Below are 16,898 nucleotides of genomic sequence, written 5' to 3'. Positions count from 1 at the left end.
TCAGGCGCGGGGCAGCCACAGGTCGGGCCCGAAGACCTCGTAGTGGATGTCGCCGGCCGGCACGCCGCGTGCGAGCAGCTGCGAGCGCGCCTCGCGCATGAACGGAACCGGCCCGCAGAGGCAGGCGACCAGGCCCTCGGGCAGCTCGACGCCGGTGAGGTCCAGCCGGCCGGCGCTCGCCGGGGAGTCGCAGGAGCAGGCGTGGGCGTCCTCGTACCAGCGGTGCAGGCTGGCGCCGGGCAGCGCGGCGACCAGGTCCAGCAGCTCCGTGCGGTGCGCGTGGTGGGCAGGGGCGCGGTCGGCGTGCGCCACGACGACCCGGCGGCCCGAGCCCGTGGCGGCGAGATGGTCGAGCATGGACAGGATGGGTGTGACGCCGATCCCGGCCGAGGCCAGCAGCAGCGGGCCGTCGCCGGGCGGCAGGGTGAGGTCGCCGAAGGGCGCGGAGACCGTCAGGACGTCCCCGGCGCGCACGCCGGCGTGGAGCGCGCCGGAGACCTCGCCGTCCGGCGTGCCGTCGCCGCGCGCCCGCTTGACGGTGATGCGCCAGTCGCCCCGCTCCGGGGCGCGCGAGAGGCTGTACTGCCGGATCTGCCGGGCCCCGTCGGGCAGCGGCACGGCGACGCTGATGTACTGCCCCGGCCTGAACGGCTTCGGGGTGTGCGGCCGCAGCGTGAACGACACCACGTCGGGGGTCTCGCGGCGCCGGTCGAGCACCGTCGCCTCCAACCATCCTTCGCCCGACTCGCGGTACAGGACCGCCTCAAGGGAGATGAGGGTGCCGGCCATGAGCCAGTACACCTCGTCCCAGGCGGCCGCCACCTCCGGCGTCACCGCCTCGCCGAGGATCTCGCCGATGGCGGCGAACAGGTACTTGTGCACCACGACGTACTGGTCGGCGGTGACGCCCAGGGAGGCGTGCTTGTTGGCGATGCGGGCGAGCATCGTGTCCGGGCGGCCGCCGGGGCCGCCGACCAGCGAGGCCCCGTAGCCGACCAGCGCCCCGGCCAGGGCGGCGCGCTGCTCGCCGTTCGCCTGGTTGCCCCGGTTGAACAGGTCGCGCAGCAGCTCGGGGTTGTCGGCGAACATCGTGTCGTAGAAGCGTGCCGCGATGTCGCCGATGGCGGCGCCGATGGCGGGCAGGGTGGCGCGGACACTCGCGGCCGATTCCGGGGAAAGCACACGTCCTCCTGAGAGAATTGGTATTTGATCTTCGTATTTAACGGCGAGCGATCCGACGGCCGTGCGGGCGGGGCGCTCAGATGAGCGACACCAGCACGGGCCCGGTCGGGGAGGCCACCAGGTCATCGACGGTCAGCGGGTCGAGAGAGGCGTAGAAGGCCCGCTGGGCGTCGCGCAACGCGCCGCGCAGCCGGCAGGCCGCCCGCAGCGGGCAGGGGAACTCACCCTCGCACGCCACGACCTCCTCCTCGCCCTCCAGTTCGCGGACCAGCCAGCCCAGCGAGGCGGAGCGGCCGAACGCGGTCAGCTCCAGGCCGCCGCCGCGGCCCCGTCGCGCGTCCACGACCCCGAGATGCCGCAGGCGTGAGATGGCCTTGGCGGTGTGGGTGTACGGGATGGCCATCGCCTCGGCCACCTGCGCGGTGGTGAGGGAGGTCCCCGGCGCCATGACCGCCAGACGCATGGTCACCCGCAGGGCGAGATCGGTGAACTTCGTCAGTCGCACGACACGAAGCTAGCAATCTGGCATCTCAGGTGACAATTAAAAGGCGGCGAATGTGGGAGACCCCACACGCGGGGCGTGACGATGCCGAGGGCGGCGCGGACGCCGAAAAGCCCGCGGGGGAGCGAAAAGCTCCCTCGCGGGCTGGGTGCTCACGGTCTCCGGGCGGGCGGCCTCGGCGCCGGGTCAGAAGGACTCGACGGCGCGGCGGGCCTCGGCGTCCAGCACGCCCCAGGTGATGAGCTCCTCGGTGAGCTCGGTGGGCGACTTGTCGTAGATCACCGCGAGGGAGCGCAGGTCCTCCTGGCGGATGGACAGCACCTTGCCGTTGTAGTCGCCGCGCTGGCTCTGGATGGTGGCCGCATAGCGGGCCAGTGCCCCGGCCTTCTCCTTGGGCAACTGCGCCAGCCGCTCAAGATCGATCACGAGCTTCGGCGTGGGGCCGAGCGGGCTCGGCGCGGAGCCGCCGGGGAGCAACTCGGAGACCGGCACACCATAGAAGTCGGCCAACTCGGCGAGCTTCTGCACCGTCACGGCGCGGTCGCCACGCTCGTAGGAGCCCACGACGACGGCCTTCCATCTGCCCCGCGACTTCTCCTCGACTCCATGCAGTGATAGCCCCTGCTGGGTACGGATGGCGCGCAGTCTCGCGCCCAGCGACTTGGCGTAGTCAGACGGCATCGTTTGGCCCCCCGGCTTTCTATGAACGTTCTCACTTATTGTGCGCCTTGCGACGAATGCGTCGGCGATCGGGTGGTGCCTGGGGAGACACCATCGGTGACCGACACGTCCATGTTTACCCGAGAACGTCGCGAGGTGTGGTTACGCACAGTGACGGTAAAGGTGTGGGCGGGATTGGTCAAGCTGATTGGAAAAAAGATGCCGAATCCTGTCCGGTTCGGCTTCGCTTCGCTCGGTCACAGGCGCCTCGCCCGCCGCTGTGGCCCGCCTGGGCCATGGATTCGGTCGGCCGCCGGCACGGATCGCCGGACGGCCGGGCGGCGGCACGGCGAAGCCGCCCGGCGGGCGACCTGACGGCATCTGCCCAGGTTGCGAAGGTCCGACCCGGTCCGGGCGTCCGGCGAGGGGCTGCTAACGTGGGGCACGCCAGTTCCTTTAAGACCCGTCCTGTGAGGCGGGAAAGGTGGTGACCCTCATGAACGCCGCCCGAAATCAGGCGCGCGACGACGACGCCCGGGTCGACGGCGAGACCGTCCCAGGCGGCGGGCGTCCGGTCGACGGCGAACGCGCCGTCCTGGAGGCCCCCGACATCAACCGGGCCCTCACCCGCATCGCCCACGAGATCCTCGAACGCGCCAAGGGCCCCGACGACCTCCTGCTTCTCGGCATCCCCACAAGGGGCGCCGTCCTCGCGCGGCGGCTCGCCGACCGCATCGAGCAGGTCGAGGGCCGCCCGGTGGCCGTCGGCTCACTCGACGTGACCATGTACCGCGACGATCTGCGCCTGCGTCCCGCGCGCGCCCTCGGCCACACCGAGCTGCCCAGAGAGGGCGTGGACGGCCGCATCGTGGTCCTGGTCGACGACGTGCTGTACTCCGGCCGCACGGTGCGCGCCGCGCTGGACGCCCTCAACGACCTCGGCCGCCCGACCGCCGTCCGCCTCGCGGTGCTGGTCGACCGCGGCCACCGCGAGCTGCCCATCCGCGCCGACCACGTCGGCAAGAACCTTCCCACCTCCCGCGCCGAGACCGTCCGGGTGTGCCTGGCCGAGATCGACCAGCGCGACGCGGTCCTGCTGAGAGGGGGCCAGCGATGAAGTCCCGTTCGTCGTCCACCGCCGGTCCGCGCGCCGTCGCGCACGCGCTCCCGACAGGAGACCGGCGATGATGCGCCACCTGCTGTCCACCGCCGACCTGTCGCGCGACGACGCCCTGCTGATCCTCGACACCGCCGAGCAGCTCGCCCAGGTGTCCGGCCGCTCGATCAAGAAGCTGCCGACGCTGCGCGGCCGCACGGTCGTGAACCTCTTCTTCGAGGACTCCACCCGCACCCGCATCTCCTTCGAGGCCGCCGCCAAGCGCCTGTCCGCCGATGTGATCAACTTCTCGGCGAAGGGATCCAGCGTGTCCAAGGGCGAGAGCCTCAAGGACACCGCGCTCACCCTGCAGGCGATGGGCGCCGACGCCGTGGTCGTCCGCCACGGCGCCTCGGGCGCCCCGCACCGCCTGGCCAACTGGGTCGACGGCAGCGTGGTCAACGCCGGCGACGGCACCCACGAGCATCCGACGCAGGCCCTGCTGGACGCCTTCACGATGCGCAGGCGCCTCGGCGATCTCGTCGGACGCCGGGTGACCATCGTCGGCGACGTGCTGCACAGCCGGGTCGCGCGCTCCAACGTCCACCTGCTGCACACCCTGGGCGCCGAGGTGACGCTGGTCGCGCCGCCCACGCTGCTGCCGGTCGCGATGGGCGACTGGCCGTGCGAGGTCTCCTACGACTTCGACGCGGTGCTGCCCAAGTCGGACGCGGTCATGATGCTGCGCGTCCAGCACGAGCGCATGAACGCCTCCTACTTCCCCTCGGCCCGCGAGTACAGCCGCCGCTACGGCCTGGACCCCGAACGGCTCGGCCGCATGCCCGACGGGGCGATCGTCATGCACCCGGGGCCGATGAACCGCGGCATGGAGATCGCCGCGCAGGTCGCCGACTCCGAGCGCTCCACCATCGTCGAGCAGGTCACCAACGGCGTGACCGTGCGCATGGCCGTCCTCTACCTGCTTCTTTCCGGCTCTGAGCCCGCGATCGGGGGAAACCAGTGACCTACCTGCTCAAGGGCGCCCGCATCCTCGGGGGCGAGCCGCAGGACATCCTCGTCAAAGACGGCTACATCGCCGCGGTCGGCGCGCCCGGCGAGGTGGACGCGGCCGGCGCCGGGCACATCGACGCCGGCGGGCTCATCGCGCTGCCCGGCCTGGTCGACCTGCACACCCACCTGCGCGAGCCGGGCCGCGAGGACGCCGAGACCGTCGAGTCCGGCACGGCCGCCGCGGCGCTCGGCGGGTTCACCGCCGTGCACGCCATGGCCAACACCTCCCCGGTCGCCGACACCGCCGGCGTGGTCGAGCAGGTGTACCGGCTCGGCCAGGAGGCCGGACACTGCGACGTCCAGCCGGTCGGCGCGGTCACCTCGGGCCTGGCCGGCAAGCAGCTCGCCGAACTCGGCGCGATGGCAGACAGCGCCGCCCGGGTGCGGATCTTCTCCGACGACGGGGTGTGCGTCTCCGACGCCGTCCTCATGCGCCGGGCGCTCGAGTACGTCAAGGCCTTCGACGGGGTGGTGGCCCAGCACGCGCAGGAGCCGCGCCTGACCGAGGGCGCGCAGATGAACGAGGGCGCCGTCTCGGGGCGCCTCGGCCTGACCGGCTGGCCGGCCGTCGCCGAGGAGGCCATCATCGCGCGCGACTGCCTGCTGGCCGCGCACGTCGGCTCCCGGCTGCACATCTGCCACGTCTCGACGGCCGGGTCCGTCGAGATCATCCGCTGGGCCAAGTCCAAGGGCTGGGACGTCACCGCCGAGGTCACCCCGCACCACCTGCTGCTCACCGACGGCTGCGCCGAGCGGTCGCCCAACGGCGCCTACAACCCGATCTACAAGGTCAACCCGCCGCTGCGCACCCGCGCGGACGTCGAGGCGCTGCGCGAGGCGCTCGCCGACGGCACCATCGACTGCGTGGCCACCGATCACGCCCCCCACCCGGTCGAGGACAAGGAGACCGAGTGGCCGGCCGCGGCCATGGGCATGATCGGCCTGGAGACCGCCCTGTCGGTGGTGCAGGAGGCCATGGTCGAGACCGGGCTGCTCGACTGGGCCGGCGTCGCCGACCGCATGTCCGCCCGGCCGGCCCGCATCGGCCGCCTCGACGGCCAGGGCGGGCCGCTGAAGGCGGGCTCGCCCGCGAACCTCACCCTGTACGACCCCTCCGTCCGCTGGGCCGTCGACCCCGGCGGTTTCGCCTCGAAGAGCCGCAACACCCCCTACCAGGGCCTCACCCTGCCAGGGCGGGTCGTCGCGACGTTCCTGCGCGGCCGCCCCACCGTTCTCGAAGGGAAGCTCACGTGACGCTCGCGACCACCGGCACGGCCATCCTCGTGCTGGAGGACGGCCGGGTCTTCCACGGCGCGCCGTACGGCGCCGAAGGGGAGACGTTCGGCGAGATGGTCTTCTCCACCGGCATGACCGGATACCAGGAGACCCTCACCGACCCGTCGTACCACCGGCAGATCGTGGCGATGACCGCCCCGCACATCGGCAACACCGGCGTCAACGACGAGGACCCCGAGTCCTCGCGCATCTGGGTCGCCGGGTACGTCGTCCGCGAGCCGGCGCGCGTCGCCTCCAGCTGGCGCTCCCGGCGCTCGCTGGACGACGAGCTGCGCCGCCAGGGCGTCGTAGGCATCGCCATGCCGGGCACCCGGGCGCTCACCCGCCACCTGCGCGAGCGCGGCGCCATGCGCGCCGGGGTGTTCACCGCCCCCACGGCCCCGGTCGAAGAGCTGGTCGAACGGGTCAGGAACAGCCCCTCGATGGTGGGCGCCGACCTGGCCGTGCAGGTCTCGACGCCCGAGCCGTACGTGGTGCCGGCCCACGGCGACAAGCGGTTCACGGTCGCCGCCGTCGACCTCGGCATCAAGGCGATGACCCCCTACCGCATGGCGGAGCGCGGATGCGAGGTCCACGTCCTCCCGGCGAGCGCGACGGCCGCCGACATCCTCGCCCTGGACCCCGACGGCGTCTTCCTGTCCAACGGGCCGGGCGACCCCGCGACGGCCGACTACGCCGTCGAGGCGCTGACCGGCGTCATGGAGGCCGGCCGGCCGGTGTTCGGCATCTGCTTCGGCAACCAGATCCTCGGCCGCGCCCTCGGCCTCGGCACCTACAAGCTGCGCTACGGGCACCGGGGCGTGAACCAGCCCGTGCAGGACCGCCGCACCGGCAAGGTCGACATCTCGGCGCACAACCACGGCTTCGCCGTCCAGGCCCCTGTCGACGGCCCGTTCGACACCCCGTACGGCCGGGCCGAGGTGAGCCACGTCAACCTCAACGACGGCTGCGTCGAGGGGCTCCGCCTGCTCGACTACCCGGCCTTCAGCGTCCAGTACCACCCCGAGGCCGCGGCGGGCCCGCACGACGCCGCGGGCCTGTTCGACGAGTTCTGCGCCCTGATGGCGCGCCCGGGCACCAAGGAGGATGGCACGCGTGTCTAAGCGCACCGACATCGCGTCGATCATGGTGATCGGCTCCGGCCCGATCGTGATCGGCCAGGCCTGCGAGTTCGACTACTCGGGCACCCAGGCGTGCAGGGTGCTGCGGGCCGAGGGCTACCGCGTGATCCTCGTCAACAGCAACCCGGCGACGATCATGACCGACCCCGAGTTCGCCGACGCCACCTACGTCGAGCCGATCACCCCCGAGATCGTCGAGCAGATCATCGCCAAGGAGCGCCCCGACGCGCTGCTGCCCACCCTTGGCGGGCAGACCGCGCTCAACACGGCGGTCGCCCTGCACGAGGGCGGCGTCCTCGAACGCTACGGCGTCGAGCTGATCGGCGCCGACATCGACGCCATCCAGGCGGGGGAGAACCGCGAGCTGTTCAAGCGCATCGTCGCCAAGGTCGCCACCGAGCACGGCCTGAACGCCGAGTCGGCGCGCTCGGCGATCTGCCACACCATCGACGAGTGCCTGTCGGCCGCCGCCGGCCTCGGCTACCCGGTCGTCGTGCGGCCGAGCTTCACCATGGGCGGCGCGGGCTCGGGCTTCGCCTACGACGAGGCCGACCTGCGCCGCATCGCCGGCGCGGGCCTGGACGCCTCGCCCACCACCGAGGTGCTCCTGGAGGAGTCGATCCTCGGCTGGAAGGAGTACGAGCTGGAGGTCATGCGCGACCGGGCCGACAACGTCGTCATCGTCTGCTCCATCGAGAACATCGACCCGATGGGCGTGCACACCGGCGACAGCGTCACCGTGGCCCCGGCCATGACCCTCACCGACCGCGAGTACCAGAACATGCGCGACGTCGCCATCGCGGTCATCCGCGAGGTCGGCGTCGACACCGGCGGCTGCAACATCCAGTTCGCCGTCGACCCGCGCACCGGGCGCATGATCGTCATCGAGATGAACCCGCGCGTCTCGCGGTCCAGCGCGCTGGCCTCCAAGGCCACCGGCTTCCCGATCGCCAAGATCGCCGCCAAGCTGGCCGTCGGCTACACCCTGGACCAGATCCCGAACGACATCACCCGCGAGACGCCCGCGTCGTTCGAGCCGTCCCTGGACTACGTCGTGGTCAAGGTGCCGCGCTTCGCCTTCGAGAAGTTCGCCGGGGCCGACCAGACCCTCACCACCCACATGAAGTCGGTCGGCGAGGCCATGGCGATCGGGCGCTCGTTCCCCGAGGCGCTCCAGAAGGCCCTCAGGTCCCTGGAGAAGAAGGGCTCGTCCTTCTCCTGGGGCGAGGAGCCGTCCGGCAAGGACGCACTGCTCGCCGCCTGCCGCAAGCCGCACGACGGGCGGCTGCGCACCATGCAGCAGGCGATCAGGGCCGGGGCGACCCTCGACGAACTGTACGAGGCGACCAGCGTCGACCCCTGGTTCCTCGACCAGCTCTTCCTCATCGACGAGGAGGCGCGCGAACTCGGCCGCGGCGAGCTGACCGCCGCCGCGCTCGTGCGCGCCAAGCGCCACGGCTTCAGCGACGCGCAGATCGCCGAGATCCGCGGCCTGGCCGAGCACGAGGTGCGCGCCCTGCGCCACGGCCTCGGCGTGCGGCCCGTCTACAACACGGTGGACACCTGCGCGGCCGAGTTCGCCGCCAAGACCCCCTACCTGTACTCGACCTACGACGAGGAGACCGAGGTCCCCGGCGGCGACCGGCCCAAGGTGATCATCCTGGGCAGCGGGCCCAACCGCATCGGCCAGGGCATCGAGTTCGACTACGCCTGCGTCCACGCGTCGTTCGAGCTGGCGGCGGCGGGGTACGAGACCGTGATGGTCAACTGCAACCCCGAGACGGTCTCGACCGACTACGACACCTCGGGCAGGCTGTACTTCGAGCCGCTCACCCTGGAGGACGTCCTGGAGGTCGTGCACGCCGAACAGCAGGCCGGGCCGGTCGCCGGGGTGATCGTCCAGCTCGGCGGGCAGACCCCGCTCGGGCTGGCCCAGGCGCTCAAGGACGCCGGGGTGCCGGTCGTCGGCACCAGCCCCGAGTCCATCCACCTGGCCGAGGAGCGCGGCGCGTTCGGGCGCGTCCTGGCCGAGGCGGGCCTGCCGGCCCCCAAGCACGGCACCGCGGTCACCGTGGACGAGGCCCGCGCCATCGCCGACGACATCGGCTACCCGGTGCTGGTGCGCCCCTCCTACGTCCTCGGTGGCGCGGGCATGGCCATCGTGTACGACGAGGCGACCCTGAGCGCGTACATGGAGCGGGCCGGCGCGGCGAGCGACCACCCGGTGCTCGTCGACAAGTTCCTCGACGAGGCCATCGAGATCGACGTGGACGCCCTGTTCGACGGCGACGAGCTCTACCTGGGCGGCGTCATGGAGCACATCGAGGAGGCCGGCATCCACTCCGGCGACTCGGCGTGCGCGCTGCCGCCGATCACCCTCGGCGGGTACGACATCAAGCGCATCCGTGCCGCCACCGAGGCCATCGCGCGCGGGGTGGGCGTGCGGGGCCTGCTGAACGTCCAGTACGCCATGTCGGCCAACATCCTGTACGTCCTTGAGGCCAACCCGCGCGCGAGCCGCACGGTGCCGTTCGTCTCCAAGGCGACGGCGGTGCCGCTGGCCAAGGCCGCCGCCCGGGTGATGATGGGCGACACCATCGCCGGGCTGCGCCGTGAGGGCATGCTGCCCGCCGAGGGCGACGGCGGCACGCTGCCGCTGGACTCCCCCATCGCGGTCAAGGAGGCCGTGCTGCCGTTCAACCGGTTCCTCGGGGTCGACACCATCCTCGGGCCCGAGATGCGCTCCACGGGGGAGGTCATGGGCATCGACGAGGTGTTCGGCACCGCCTACGCCAAGTCGCAGTCGGCCTCCTACGGCTCGCTGCCCACCAAGGGGCGGGCGTTCGTCTCGGTCGCCAACCGCGACAAGCGGGCCATGATCTTCCCGGTGAAGGCCCTGGCCGAGCTCGGGTTCGAGATCCTCGCCACAGAGGGCACCGCCGAGGTGCTGCGCCGCAACGGCGTCCATGCCAAGATCGTGCGAAAGCAGAGCGACGGCGTCGGCACGGACGGTGAGCCCACCATCGTGACCCGCATCCTGGACGGCGAGGTGGACCTCATCGTGAACACCCCCTTCGGCAGCCCGGGCCAGTCCGGGCCGCGCCTGGACGGCTACGACATCCGCACCGCGGCCGTCCTGCGGGGCATCCCGTGCGTCACCACTGTGCAGGGGCTCGGTGCGGCCGTACAGGGCATCCAGGCGATCGCGGCCGGTTCGGTGGGCGTACGGTCGCTCCAGGAGCACGCCCAGCGGCTGAGGGGCTGACGCCCCGGCGGGAGGTGAAGGAGACGGCCGTTACTCCGGTACAGGTGACCGGCACGGTGCTGACGACGCGCCGCGTGGACGCCTACCACGCGCTGACCGTCGTCGCGCCCGGCATCGCCGAGCGCTTCCGTCCCGGCCACTTCGTCTCCGTGGCCATCGGCGGGCCGCACACCTCCATGCCCACCCGCCGGGCCTTCTCCGTGCACGACGTCAAGCCCGACTACGGCGGCACGGTCGAGCTCGTCTTCGCCGTGCGCGGGCGCGGCACCGCGTGGCTGGCCGAGCGCAAGGCCAGGGACACCCTCGACCTGGTCGGGCCGCTCGGCCGCCCGTTCCCGGTGCCGCGTGACCCGTGCGCGTGCGTGCTGGTCGGCGGCGAGTATGGCTCGGCGTCGCTGTTCGCGCTGGCCGACACCCTGCAGCAGCGCGGCTGCCGGGTCGACTTCGTCCTCGGCGCGGCCTCGGCCGAGCGGGTGTTCGGCGCGCTACGCGCCCGGCGCATGGGGCAGACCACGACGCTCACCACCGAGGACGGCTCCCTGGGCCTGCGCGGCCGGGTCACCGACGCCCTGCCGTCGGTGATCGCCGACGCGCGCGCCGACGTGGTGTACGCCTGCGGCCCGATGCCCATGCTGCGCGGTGTGACGGCCGTCGCGGTCGAGTTCGACATTCCCGTGCAGGTCAGCGTGGAGGAGTCGATGGCCTGCGGGTACGGCGTCTGCATGACGTGCGTGATCCCGGTCATCGGGGAGGACGGGGTGACCCGCATGGTGCGCTCGTGTGTCGAAGGACCGGTCTTCCGCGGCGAGCGGGTGCGGTTCGAGGACATCGGCACGATTCCGTTCGACGCCCTGGGAGCCCCCGGGGGACGAGCCCAGGAGGGTGGTGCTCACACCCGAAATGTCAGTTGACATGCGGACATACCTGGCGCACGTCGAACTGGCCAACCCGATCACCACGGCCGCCGGGTGCGCCGCCTCCGGCGCCGAGCTCTCCCAGTTCTTCGACCTCGCCCGCCTCGGGGCCGTGGTCACCCGCTCGATCACCATGGCGCCCAGGGCGGGGCGGCCGACCCCCCGCATGGCGGAGACGCCCTCCGGCATGCTGAACGCCGTGGGGCTCCAGGGGCCCGGCGTGGAGGTCTTCCTCGAACGCGAGCTGCCCAGGCTGGTCGAACGCGGCGCGCGCGCCGTTGTGTCCATCGCCGGCGGCAGCGTCGCCGAGTACACCGCCCTGGCCCGCAGACTCGCCGACGCCCCCGGCGTGGCCGCCATCGAGGTCAACCTGTCGTGCCCCAACGTCGAGGACCTCGGACGGGTCTTCGCCCGCGACCCCGCCGCCTCCGCCGAGGTGATCGCCTCCGTGCGCGCGACCATGCGCTACGACGTACCCGTCGTGGCCAAGCTCGCCCCCGACGTGGCCGACATCGTCGCCGTCGCCCGCGCGTGCGTCGACGGCGGCGCGGACGCCCTCGCCATGATCAACTCCCCGCTCGGCATGAGCATCGACGTCGACACCATGCGACCCTCGCTCGCCGCCGGCACCGGCGGGCTCTCGGGGCCCGCCGTCCGGCCGCTGGCGGTGCGCTGCCTGTGGCAGGTGCACGCGGCGCTGCCCGGAGTGCCGATCGTCGGCATGGGCGGCGTCATGACCGGCAGGGACGCCCTGGAGCTCATCCTGGCCGGCGCCTGCGCCGTCTCGGTGGGCACCGCACTGTTCCACGACCCCTACGCTTGCCTGCGGATTCTGCGGGAGCTCGAAGACCTGCTCAAAGAGCGCGGCTTCGAGCGGCTCGCCGACGCCGTCGGGCTTGCCCACCGACCGCCCGGAGCGGGCCCCCGGCACCGCATCGACCTGGAGGAGAGCTCTCTTTGACGTCCGCACCCATCGCCGTCGCCCTGGACGCACCCGACCTGGAGACGGCGGCCCGCTGGGCGGCCCTGGTGACGCCGCACGTGAGCACCGTGAAGGTCGGCCTCGAACTCTACCTGCGTTACGGACCCGACGTGATCGCCTCCGTGCGCGGCGCCTCAGGCGTCCAGATCTTCCTCGACCTGAAGCTCCACGACATCCCGAACACCGTCGCCGGGGCGGCCAGGTCCGTCGCGCGGCTCAAGCCGCACATCCTCACCGTCCACGCGGCCGGAGGAGGCACGATGATCCGCGCCGCCGTCGACGCCCTCCCCACCACCGTGATCGCCGCCGTGACGGCCCTGACGTCGCTGTCAGAGGCCGATCTCGAGCGTCTCGGTGTCAGGGGGCCGGCCCGCGACGCCGTGCGCCGTCTGGCCGTAGAGGCCGTCGGAGCGGGCGCCCAGGCCCTCGTGTGCTCCCCGCGCGAGGTGGCCGCCGTACGCGCCGAGGTGGGGCCCGACATCACGCTCATCACCCCCGGGGTGCGGCCCGCCGGTTCCGACACCCAGGACCAGGCGAGGGTGGCGACGCCCGAGCAGGCCATCGCCGACGGGGCCGACCTCCTCGTCATCGGACGGCCGATCACCGGCTCCGCCGACCCCGGCGCGGCCGCCGCAGGCATCGCCGCCGCCCTGCGGCGCGTCCTCTCCGGCTGAGCTGTGTTGGCTTTTGCCTCGCTTCGCTCGGCGGGCTCGGGGCGCGGTGCTTGCTTTGCCTCGCTTCGCTCGGCGGGCTCGGGGCGCGGTGCTTGCTTTGCCTCGCTCCGCTCGGCGGGCTCGGGGCGCCTTTGAGGCGGCGCCCTTCGTCGTCATCCGGGCTCGTTCCTCACCCTCCTTCCTCCTCAGGACACCGCCGCGCCCCGAGCCGTGTTTGCTTTGCCTCGCTTCGCTCGGCGGGCTCGGGGCGCCTTTGAGGCGGCGCCCTTCGTCGTCGCTCACGAGCGCTCGTTCCTCGCACTCGCTCCCTCCTCCTCAGGACACCGCCGCGCCCCCGAGGGGGCGGGCGTGGGAGTGCCGTTGGAGTGTTCTTGGGGTGGCTTGGGGTGGCTTGAGGAGGGGCGTGGACGGGGTTTGGGAGGGCTCTCGGGGGATGCTCGAGGGGTGCTTCGGCGGGCGGGTGGATGATCTTTCTGGGCTCGGAGGGACTAGCCCGCCGGGTTTTCCGCCGCATCGGAGGACTAGCCCGTGAGGGGCCTGTACAGGCGCATTTTGTCGACGCAGGGCAATGGCGTGACCACGCAGCGTGATGAAATTATTTTCTTGTGGGGAGAAACTGGCCTTGACGTTGCTTGAAGGCCCAAGACCAGCTAGTTTCCCCTCCCGTCCGAGTACATCGACAGAAATTCGAGGTGACCCGGCGTGGCTCTTCCTCCCCTGACCCCCGAGCAGCGCGCCGCAGCCCTGGAGAAGGCTGCCAAGGCCCGCAAGGAGCGTGCCGAGGTCAAGAACCGGCTGAAGCACGGCGCGGTTTCTCTGGCTGAGGTGCTGAAGGATGGTCAGACCGACGACGTCATCGGCAAGATGAAGGTGTCGGCACTTTTGGAGTCGCTCCCCGGCGTGGGCAAGGTCCGCGCCAAGCAGCTCATGGAGCGGCTCGGTATCGCCGAGTCCCGTCGCGTACGGGGCCTCGGCGCCAACCAGCGCGCCGCTCTGGAGCGTGAGTTCGGCGGTGCCGAGAGCTGATCTCGGCTCGCGGAGCATGATTTACGGGGGGTGTGGTGTGATCGGTACGTCCTGGCCCGAAGAGGGCGGAGCCCACGAGGCTCCCGTTTTCGGGGGGTTCGGGACACGTGACGGTGACCCCATGCCTCCATCCGGGAGTCCGGAGGCGACGATGGTCTCCTCCGGACCGACGGGAAAGCGCCTCACGGTCCTGTCGGGGCCGTCGGGCGTGGGCAAGTCCACGGTCGTCGCCGAGCTTCGGCGGTCCCACCCAGAGGTGTGGCTGTCGGTCTCGGTGACCACCAGGGCCCCCCGCCCCGGTGAGACCCACGGCGTCGAGTACTACTTCGTCGACGACGATGAGTTCGACCGCCTGGTGGCCGACGGCGAGCTGCTCGAATGGGCCGAGTTCGCCGGCAACCGTTACGGGACCCCGCGCGCGCCCGTCGAGCGCAAGCTCGCCGAGGGCGTGCCGACGCTGCTGGAGATCGACCTCCAGGGCGCGCGGCAGGTGCGCGAGTCCATGCCCGAAGCCTTGCTGGTCTTCCTCGCCCCGCCGAGCTGGGAAGAGCTGGAAAGCCGCCTGCGCGGCCGCGGCACCGAGCCCGAGGACGTCATCGAACGCCGCCTCGCCGCCGGGCGCGTCGAGCTGGCCGCCGAGAAGGAGTTCGACCTCTCGCTGGTCAACACGGCCGTCAAGGACGTGTGCGGCCGGCTGGTAGCCTTGCTGAAGTGACGATCGGCCCGGCCTGAGCGAGTCGGCCCCGCCGTTCCCGCTTGGTATCCTCCGAGGCCAAGACGCAAAGACTCGAACTCCGACTGAGAGGCCGACGACGTGGCAGGCACTGCCCCGGTTGCCGAAGGCATCACCAACCCGCCGATCGACCAGCTGCTTGAGGTCGTCGACAGCAAGTACAGCCTGGTCATCATGGGCGCGAAGCGCGCCCGCCAGATCAACGCCTACTACTCCCAGCTCGGCGAGGGCCTGCTCGAGTACGTGGGTCCGCTGGTCGAGACCCACGCCCAGGAGAAGCCGCTTTCCATCGCGCTGCGCGAGGTCTCCGAGGGCCTGCTGAGCTCCGAGCCCATCGAGGGCTGAGACCTTCCCCGGCGATCCGAGACCGACGGCACCGCGCCCGGAGACCGTGATGGCGAGCCAAGACCGCGCCAGGCCGAGAGTCGTTCTCGGCGTCGGCGCGGGCATCGCCGCGTACAAGGCCTGCGAGCTGCTGCGGCTGTTCACCGAGTCGGGACACGACGTCCGCGTCGTCCCCACCCGTGACGCGCTGCGCTTCGTCGGCGAGCCCACCTGGGCGGCGCTGTCGGGCAATCCCGTCACCAGCGAGGTGTGGGAGTCGGTCCACGAGGTGCCGCACGTGCGCATCGGCCAGGAGGCCGACCTCGTGGTGGTCGCCCCCGCGACCGCCGACATCATGGCCAGGGCCGCGGGCGGCCTGGCCGGCGATCTTCTGACCAACACGCTGCTGACCGCCCGATGTCCGGTGGTCTTCGCTCCCGCCATGCACACCGAGATGTGGGAGCACCCCGCCACCCGCGCCAACGTCGCGACGCTGCGCGAGCGGGGATCGCTGGTCATCGACCCGGCCGTGGGCCGGTTGACCGGCGCCGACACCGGGCGGGGCCGTCTTCCCGACCCGGCGCAGATCTTCGAGTACTGCCGTTCGGTCCTCGCCGGGCGCGAGCCCGACCTGGCCGGCCGCCGCGTGGTGATCTCCGCGGGCGGCACCCGCGAGGCCCTCGACCCGGTCCGCTACATCGGCAACCGTTCCTCGGGGCTCCAGGGGTACGCCCTGGCCCGCACGGCGGCGGCGCGCGGCGCCGAGGTCACGCTGGTCGCCGCCAACGTGGCCCTGCCCGACCCTGCGGGCGTCACGGTCGTGCGCGTGGAGTCCGCGCTGGAGATGCGCGCGGCGGTGTTCGACGCGGCCGGGCGCGCCGACGTGGTGGTCATGGCGGCGGCCGTCGCCGACTTCCGGCCGGCCACGCTGAGCGGCTCGAAGATCAAGAAAACTTCTGCCGACCCGGAGCCCGTCCACCTGACAAAGAACCCCGACATCTTGGCCGAGCTGTGCGAGCGGCGCGGGGAAGGCGGGAAGCCGGCCCCCGAGGTGATCGCCGGCTTCGCCGCCGAGACCGACGACGTGCTCGCCAACGGCCGTGCCAAGCTCGCCCGCAAGGGGTGCGACCTGCTGGTCGTCAACCAGGTGGGGGAAGGGCTGGCGTTCGGCACCCCCGACAACGCCGCCGTGGTCCTGGTGGCCGGCGGCGACCCCGTCGAGGTGCCCCGCGGCCCCAAAGAGGCCCTCGCCGACGTCGTCTGGGACCTGATCGCCCCCCGTCTGAGCTGATCGGGCTCGCTTTTCGCTCCGGTGCGGTGGACTCGCAGGCCACAGATTTCTGACCATGAGCGCATACCAGGACGAAGGTGCTTGATGGCGGGCGCTTCCCGGCGGATACTCCAGGTGGATGCCGGACCGGGAGGGCTTGACAATGCCGGTGACCGCCGCCGTCAGGGGACGATGTCGTGCTCTGCTGCCGCCAGGTGAGGACCTTCACTACGTGTTCCCGGTCAGTTTGGTGCGCTCGGGCGGCGTGGCCAACTACATGGTCGTCGTCACGGACAGGTCCATCACCGTGCTGGCCACCAAGGTGTTCAGCAGATACGAGCCCGCGGCCGTGTGGGCCACCTACCCTCGTCAGACGCGGCTCGGGCCTGTGCGATTCGCTGCCGGGCCCACGATCCAGTTGGGTGGTACGGTTTTCGAGGTCGATGACGAGTACGTCGCGGTCGTCGGAGCGGCGGACGCCGAGGCGTTCTCGCCCGGAGACCTGCCGAAGGATCCGCTCCCCGACCTGTGAGTCTCGTCGTCCATGCCCACATGCCAGGACGGTAGAGCGGCGCCGCTTCAGGTAGGGCTAGACTCGGCGGAGCGCTTCGGCCGTCACACGCCAAGCCAACGACGTCAGCAGCCGCTGCATGAGGAGCCACTGAGTTGTCCCGCCGCCTGTTCACTTCCGAGTCGGTCACCGAGGGTCACCCGGACAAGATCGCCGACCAGATCAGCGACGCCATCCTCGACGCCATGCTCAAGGGCGACCCCACGAGCCG

General features: G+C 71.7%; 17 protein-coding genes. 14 read left to right on the top strand and 3 right to left on the bottom strand.

The genetic code is table 11. The features are described 5' to 3' along the window. The 3 genes from ACZ6QO_RS14130 to bldD all read right to left on the bottom strand — a co-directional run bounded on the left by ACZ6QO_RS14130 (position 1) and on the right by bldD (position 2,365). Positions 1-1,182 (bottom strand): globin domain-containing protein, encoded by a 1,182-nt coding sequence (locus tag ACZ6QO_RS14130; protein ID WP_465850723.1) that lies wholly within the window; start codon positions 1,180-1,182, stop codon positions 1-3. Positions 1,183-1,258: 76 nt separating this feature from the next. Beyond that, entirely contained in the window at positions 1,259-1,687 is a 429-nt protein-coding gene (locus ACZ6QO_RS14125) for an RrF2 family transcriptional regulator (protein ID WP_465850722.1), read from the bottom strand. 183 nt (positions 1,688-1,870) lie between these two features. After that, a complete protein-coding gene (bldD, locus tag ACZ6QO_RS14120; RefSeq protein WP_279783368.1) occupies positions 1,871-2,365 on the bottom strand; it encodes a transcriptional regulator BldD in 495 nt (164 codons plus the stop codon). Between the two features lie 475 nt (positions 2,366-2,840). Here bldD and pyrR point away from each other — a divergent pair, with 475 nt between their 5' ends. The 14 genes from pyrR to ACZ6QO_RS14050 all read left to right on the top strand — a co-directional run. Continuing rightward, positions 2,841-3,461 carry a bifunctional pyr operon transcriptional regulator/uracil phosphoribosyltransferase PyrR gene (gene pyrR, locus ACZ6QO_RS14115; RefSeq protein WP_465850720.1) on the top strand — a complete coding sequence of 207 codons (621 nt, stop codon included), beginning with the start codon at positions 2,841-2,843 and terminating at the stop codon, positions 3,459-3,461. Positions 3,462-3,531: 70 nt separating this feature from the next. Beyond that, positions 3,532-4,464: an aspartate carbamoyltransferase catalytic subunit gene (locus ACZ6QO_RS14110; RefSeq protein WP_465851124.1), complete on the top strand. Its 933-nt coding sequence runs from the start codon at positions 3,532-3,534 to the stop codon at positions 4,462-4,464. Beyond that, positions 4,461-5,765 (top strand): dihydroorotase, encoded by a 1,305-nt coding sequence (locus ACZ6QO_RS14105; protein WP_465850719.1) that lies wholly within the window; start codon positions 4,461-4,463, stop codon positions 5,763-5,765. Before ACZ6QO_RS14110 ends, ACZ6QO_RS14105 begins: the two co-directional genes overlap by 4 nt. Further along, a complete protein-coding gene (gene carA / locus ACZ6QO_RS14100; protein WP_465850717.1) occupies positions 5,762-6,910 on the top strand; it encodes a glutamine-hydrolyzing carbamoyl-phosphate synthase small subunit in 1,149 nt (382 codons plus the stop codon). Before ACZ6QO_RS14105 ends, carA begins: the two co-directional genes overlap by 4 nt. Further along, the gene (carB, locus tag ACZ6QO_RS14095) at positions 6,894-10,193 is read left to right on the top strand and encodes a carbamoyl-phosphate synthase large subunit (protein WP_465850716.1); all 3,300 of its coding nucleotides are present in this window, start codon (positions 6,894-6,896) and stop codon (positions 10,191-10,193) included. The genes carA and carB overlap by 17 nt, the downstream gene beginning before the upstream one ends. A gap of 14 nt (positions 10,194-10,207) precedes the next feature. Continuing rightward, positions 10,208-11,104: a dihydroorotate dehydrogenase electron transfer subunit gene (locus tag ACZ6QO_RS14090; RefSeq protein ID WP_465850714.1), complete on the top strand. Its 897-nt coding sequence runs from the start codon at positions 10,208-10,210 to the stop codon at positions 11,102-11,104. Continuing rightward, positions 11,094-12,068 (top strand): dihydroorotate dehydrogenase, encoded by a 975-nt coding sequence (locus ACZ6QO_RS14085; RefSeq protein WP_465850712.1) that lies wholly within the window; start codon positions 11,094-11,096, stop codon positions 12,066-12,068. Before ACZ6QO_RS14090 ends, ACZ6QO_RS14085 begins: the two co-directional genes overlap by 11 nt. Continuing rightward, a complete protein-coding gene (pyrF, locus tag ACZ6QO_RS14080) occupies positions 12,065-12,763 on the top strand; it encodes an orotidine-5'-phosphate decarboxylase (protein ID WP_465850710.1) in 699 nt (232 codons plus the stop codon). Before ACZ6QO_RS14085 ends, pyrF begins: the two co-directional genes overlap by 4 nt. Positions 12,764-13,465: 702 nt before the next feature. Beyond that, positions 13,466-13,789, top strand: a complete 324-nt coding sequence (gene mihF / locus ACZ6QO_RS14075) for an integration host factor, actinobacterial type (protein ID WP_114031276.1) — start codon at positions 13,466-13,468, stop codon at positions 13,787-13,789. 121 nt (positions 13,790-13,910) lie between these two features. Next, positions 13,911-14,504, top strand: a complete 594-nt coding sequence (gmk, locus tag ACZ6QO_RS14070) for a guanylate kinase (RefSeq protein WP_465850708.1) — start codon at positions 13,911-13,913, stop codon at positions 14,502-14,504. A 99-nt stretch (positions 14,505-14,603) separates the two neighbouring features. Beyond that, positions 14,604-14,867 carry a DNA-directed RNA polymerase subunit omega gene (rpoZ, locus tag ACZ6QO_RS14065; RefSeq protein ID WP_248965200.1) on the top strand — a complete coding sequence of 88 codons (264 nt, stop codon included), beginning with the start codon at positions 14,604-14,606 and terminating at the stop codon, positions 14,865-14,867. 49 nt (positions 14,868-14,916) lie between these two features. Beyond that, positions 14,917-16,137, top strand: coding sequence for a bifunctional phosphopantothenoylcysteine decarboxylase/phosphopantothenate--cysteine ligase CoaBC (gene coaBC, locus ACZ6QO_RS14060; protein WP_465850706.1), 1,221 nt, complete (start codon positions 14,917-14,919; stop codon positions 16,135-16,137). Between the two features lie 118 nt (positions 16,138-16,255). Continuing rightward, positions 16,256-16,648 carry a hypothetical protein gene (locus ACZ6QO_RS14055; RefSeq protein WP_465850704.1) on the top strand — a complete coding sequence of 131 codons (393 nt, stop codon included), beginning with the start codon at positions 16,256-16,258 and terminating at the stop codon, positions 16,646-16,648. A gap of 134 nt (positions 16,649-16,782) precedes the next feature. Further along, the coding region (locus ACZ6QO_RS14050; protein WP_354836556.1) for an S-adenosylmethionine synthetase N-terminal domain-containing protein at positions 16,783-16,898 on the top strand (116 nt) is incomplete at its 3' end.

The sequence above is a fragment of the Sphaerisporangium sp. NPDC049457 genome (genome assembly GCF_055586705.1).
The sequence above is the reverse complement of the archived record's forward strand: the minus strand, read 5'-3'. Positions and strand labels throughout refer to the sequence as shown.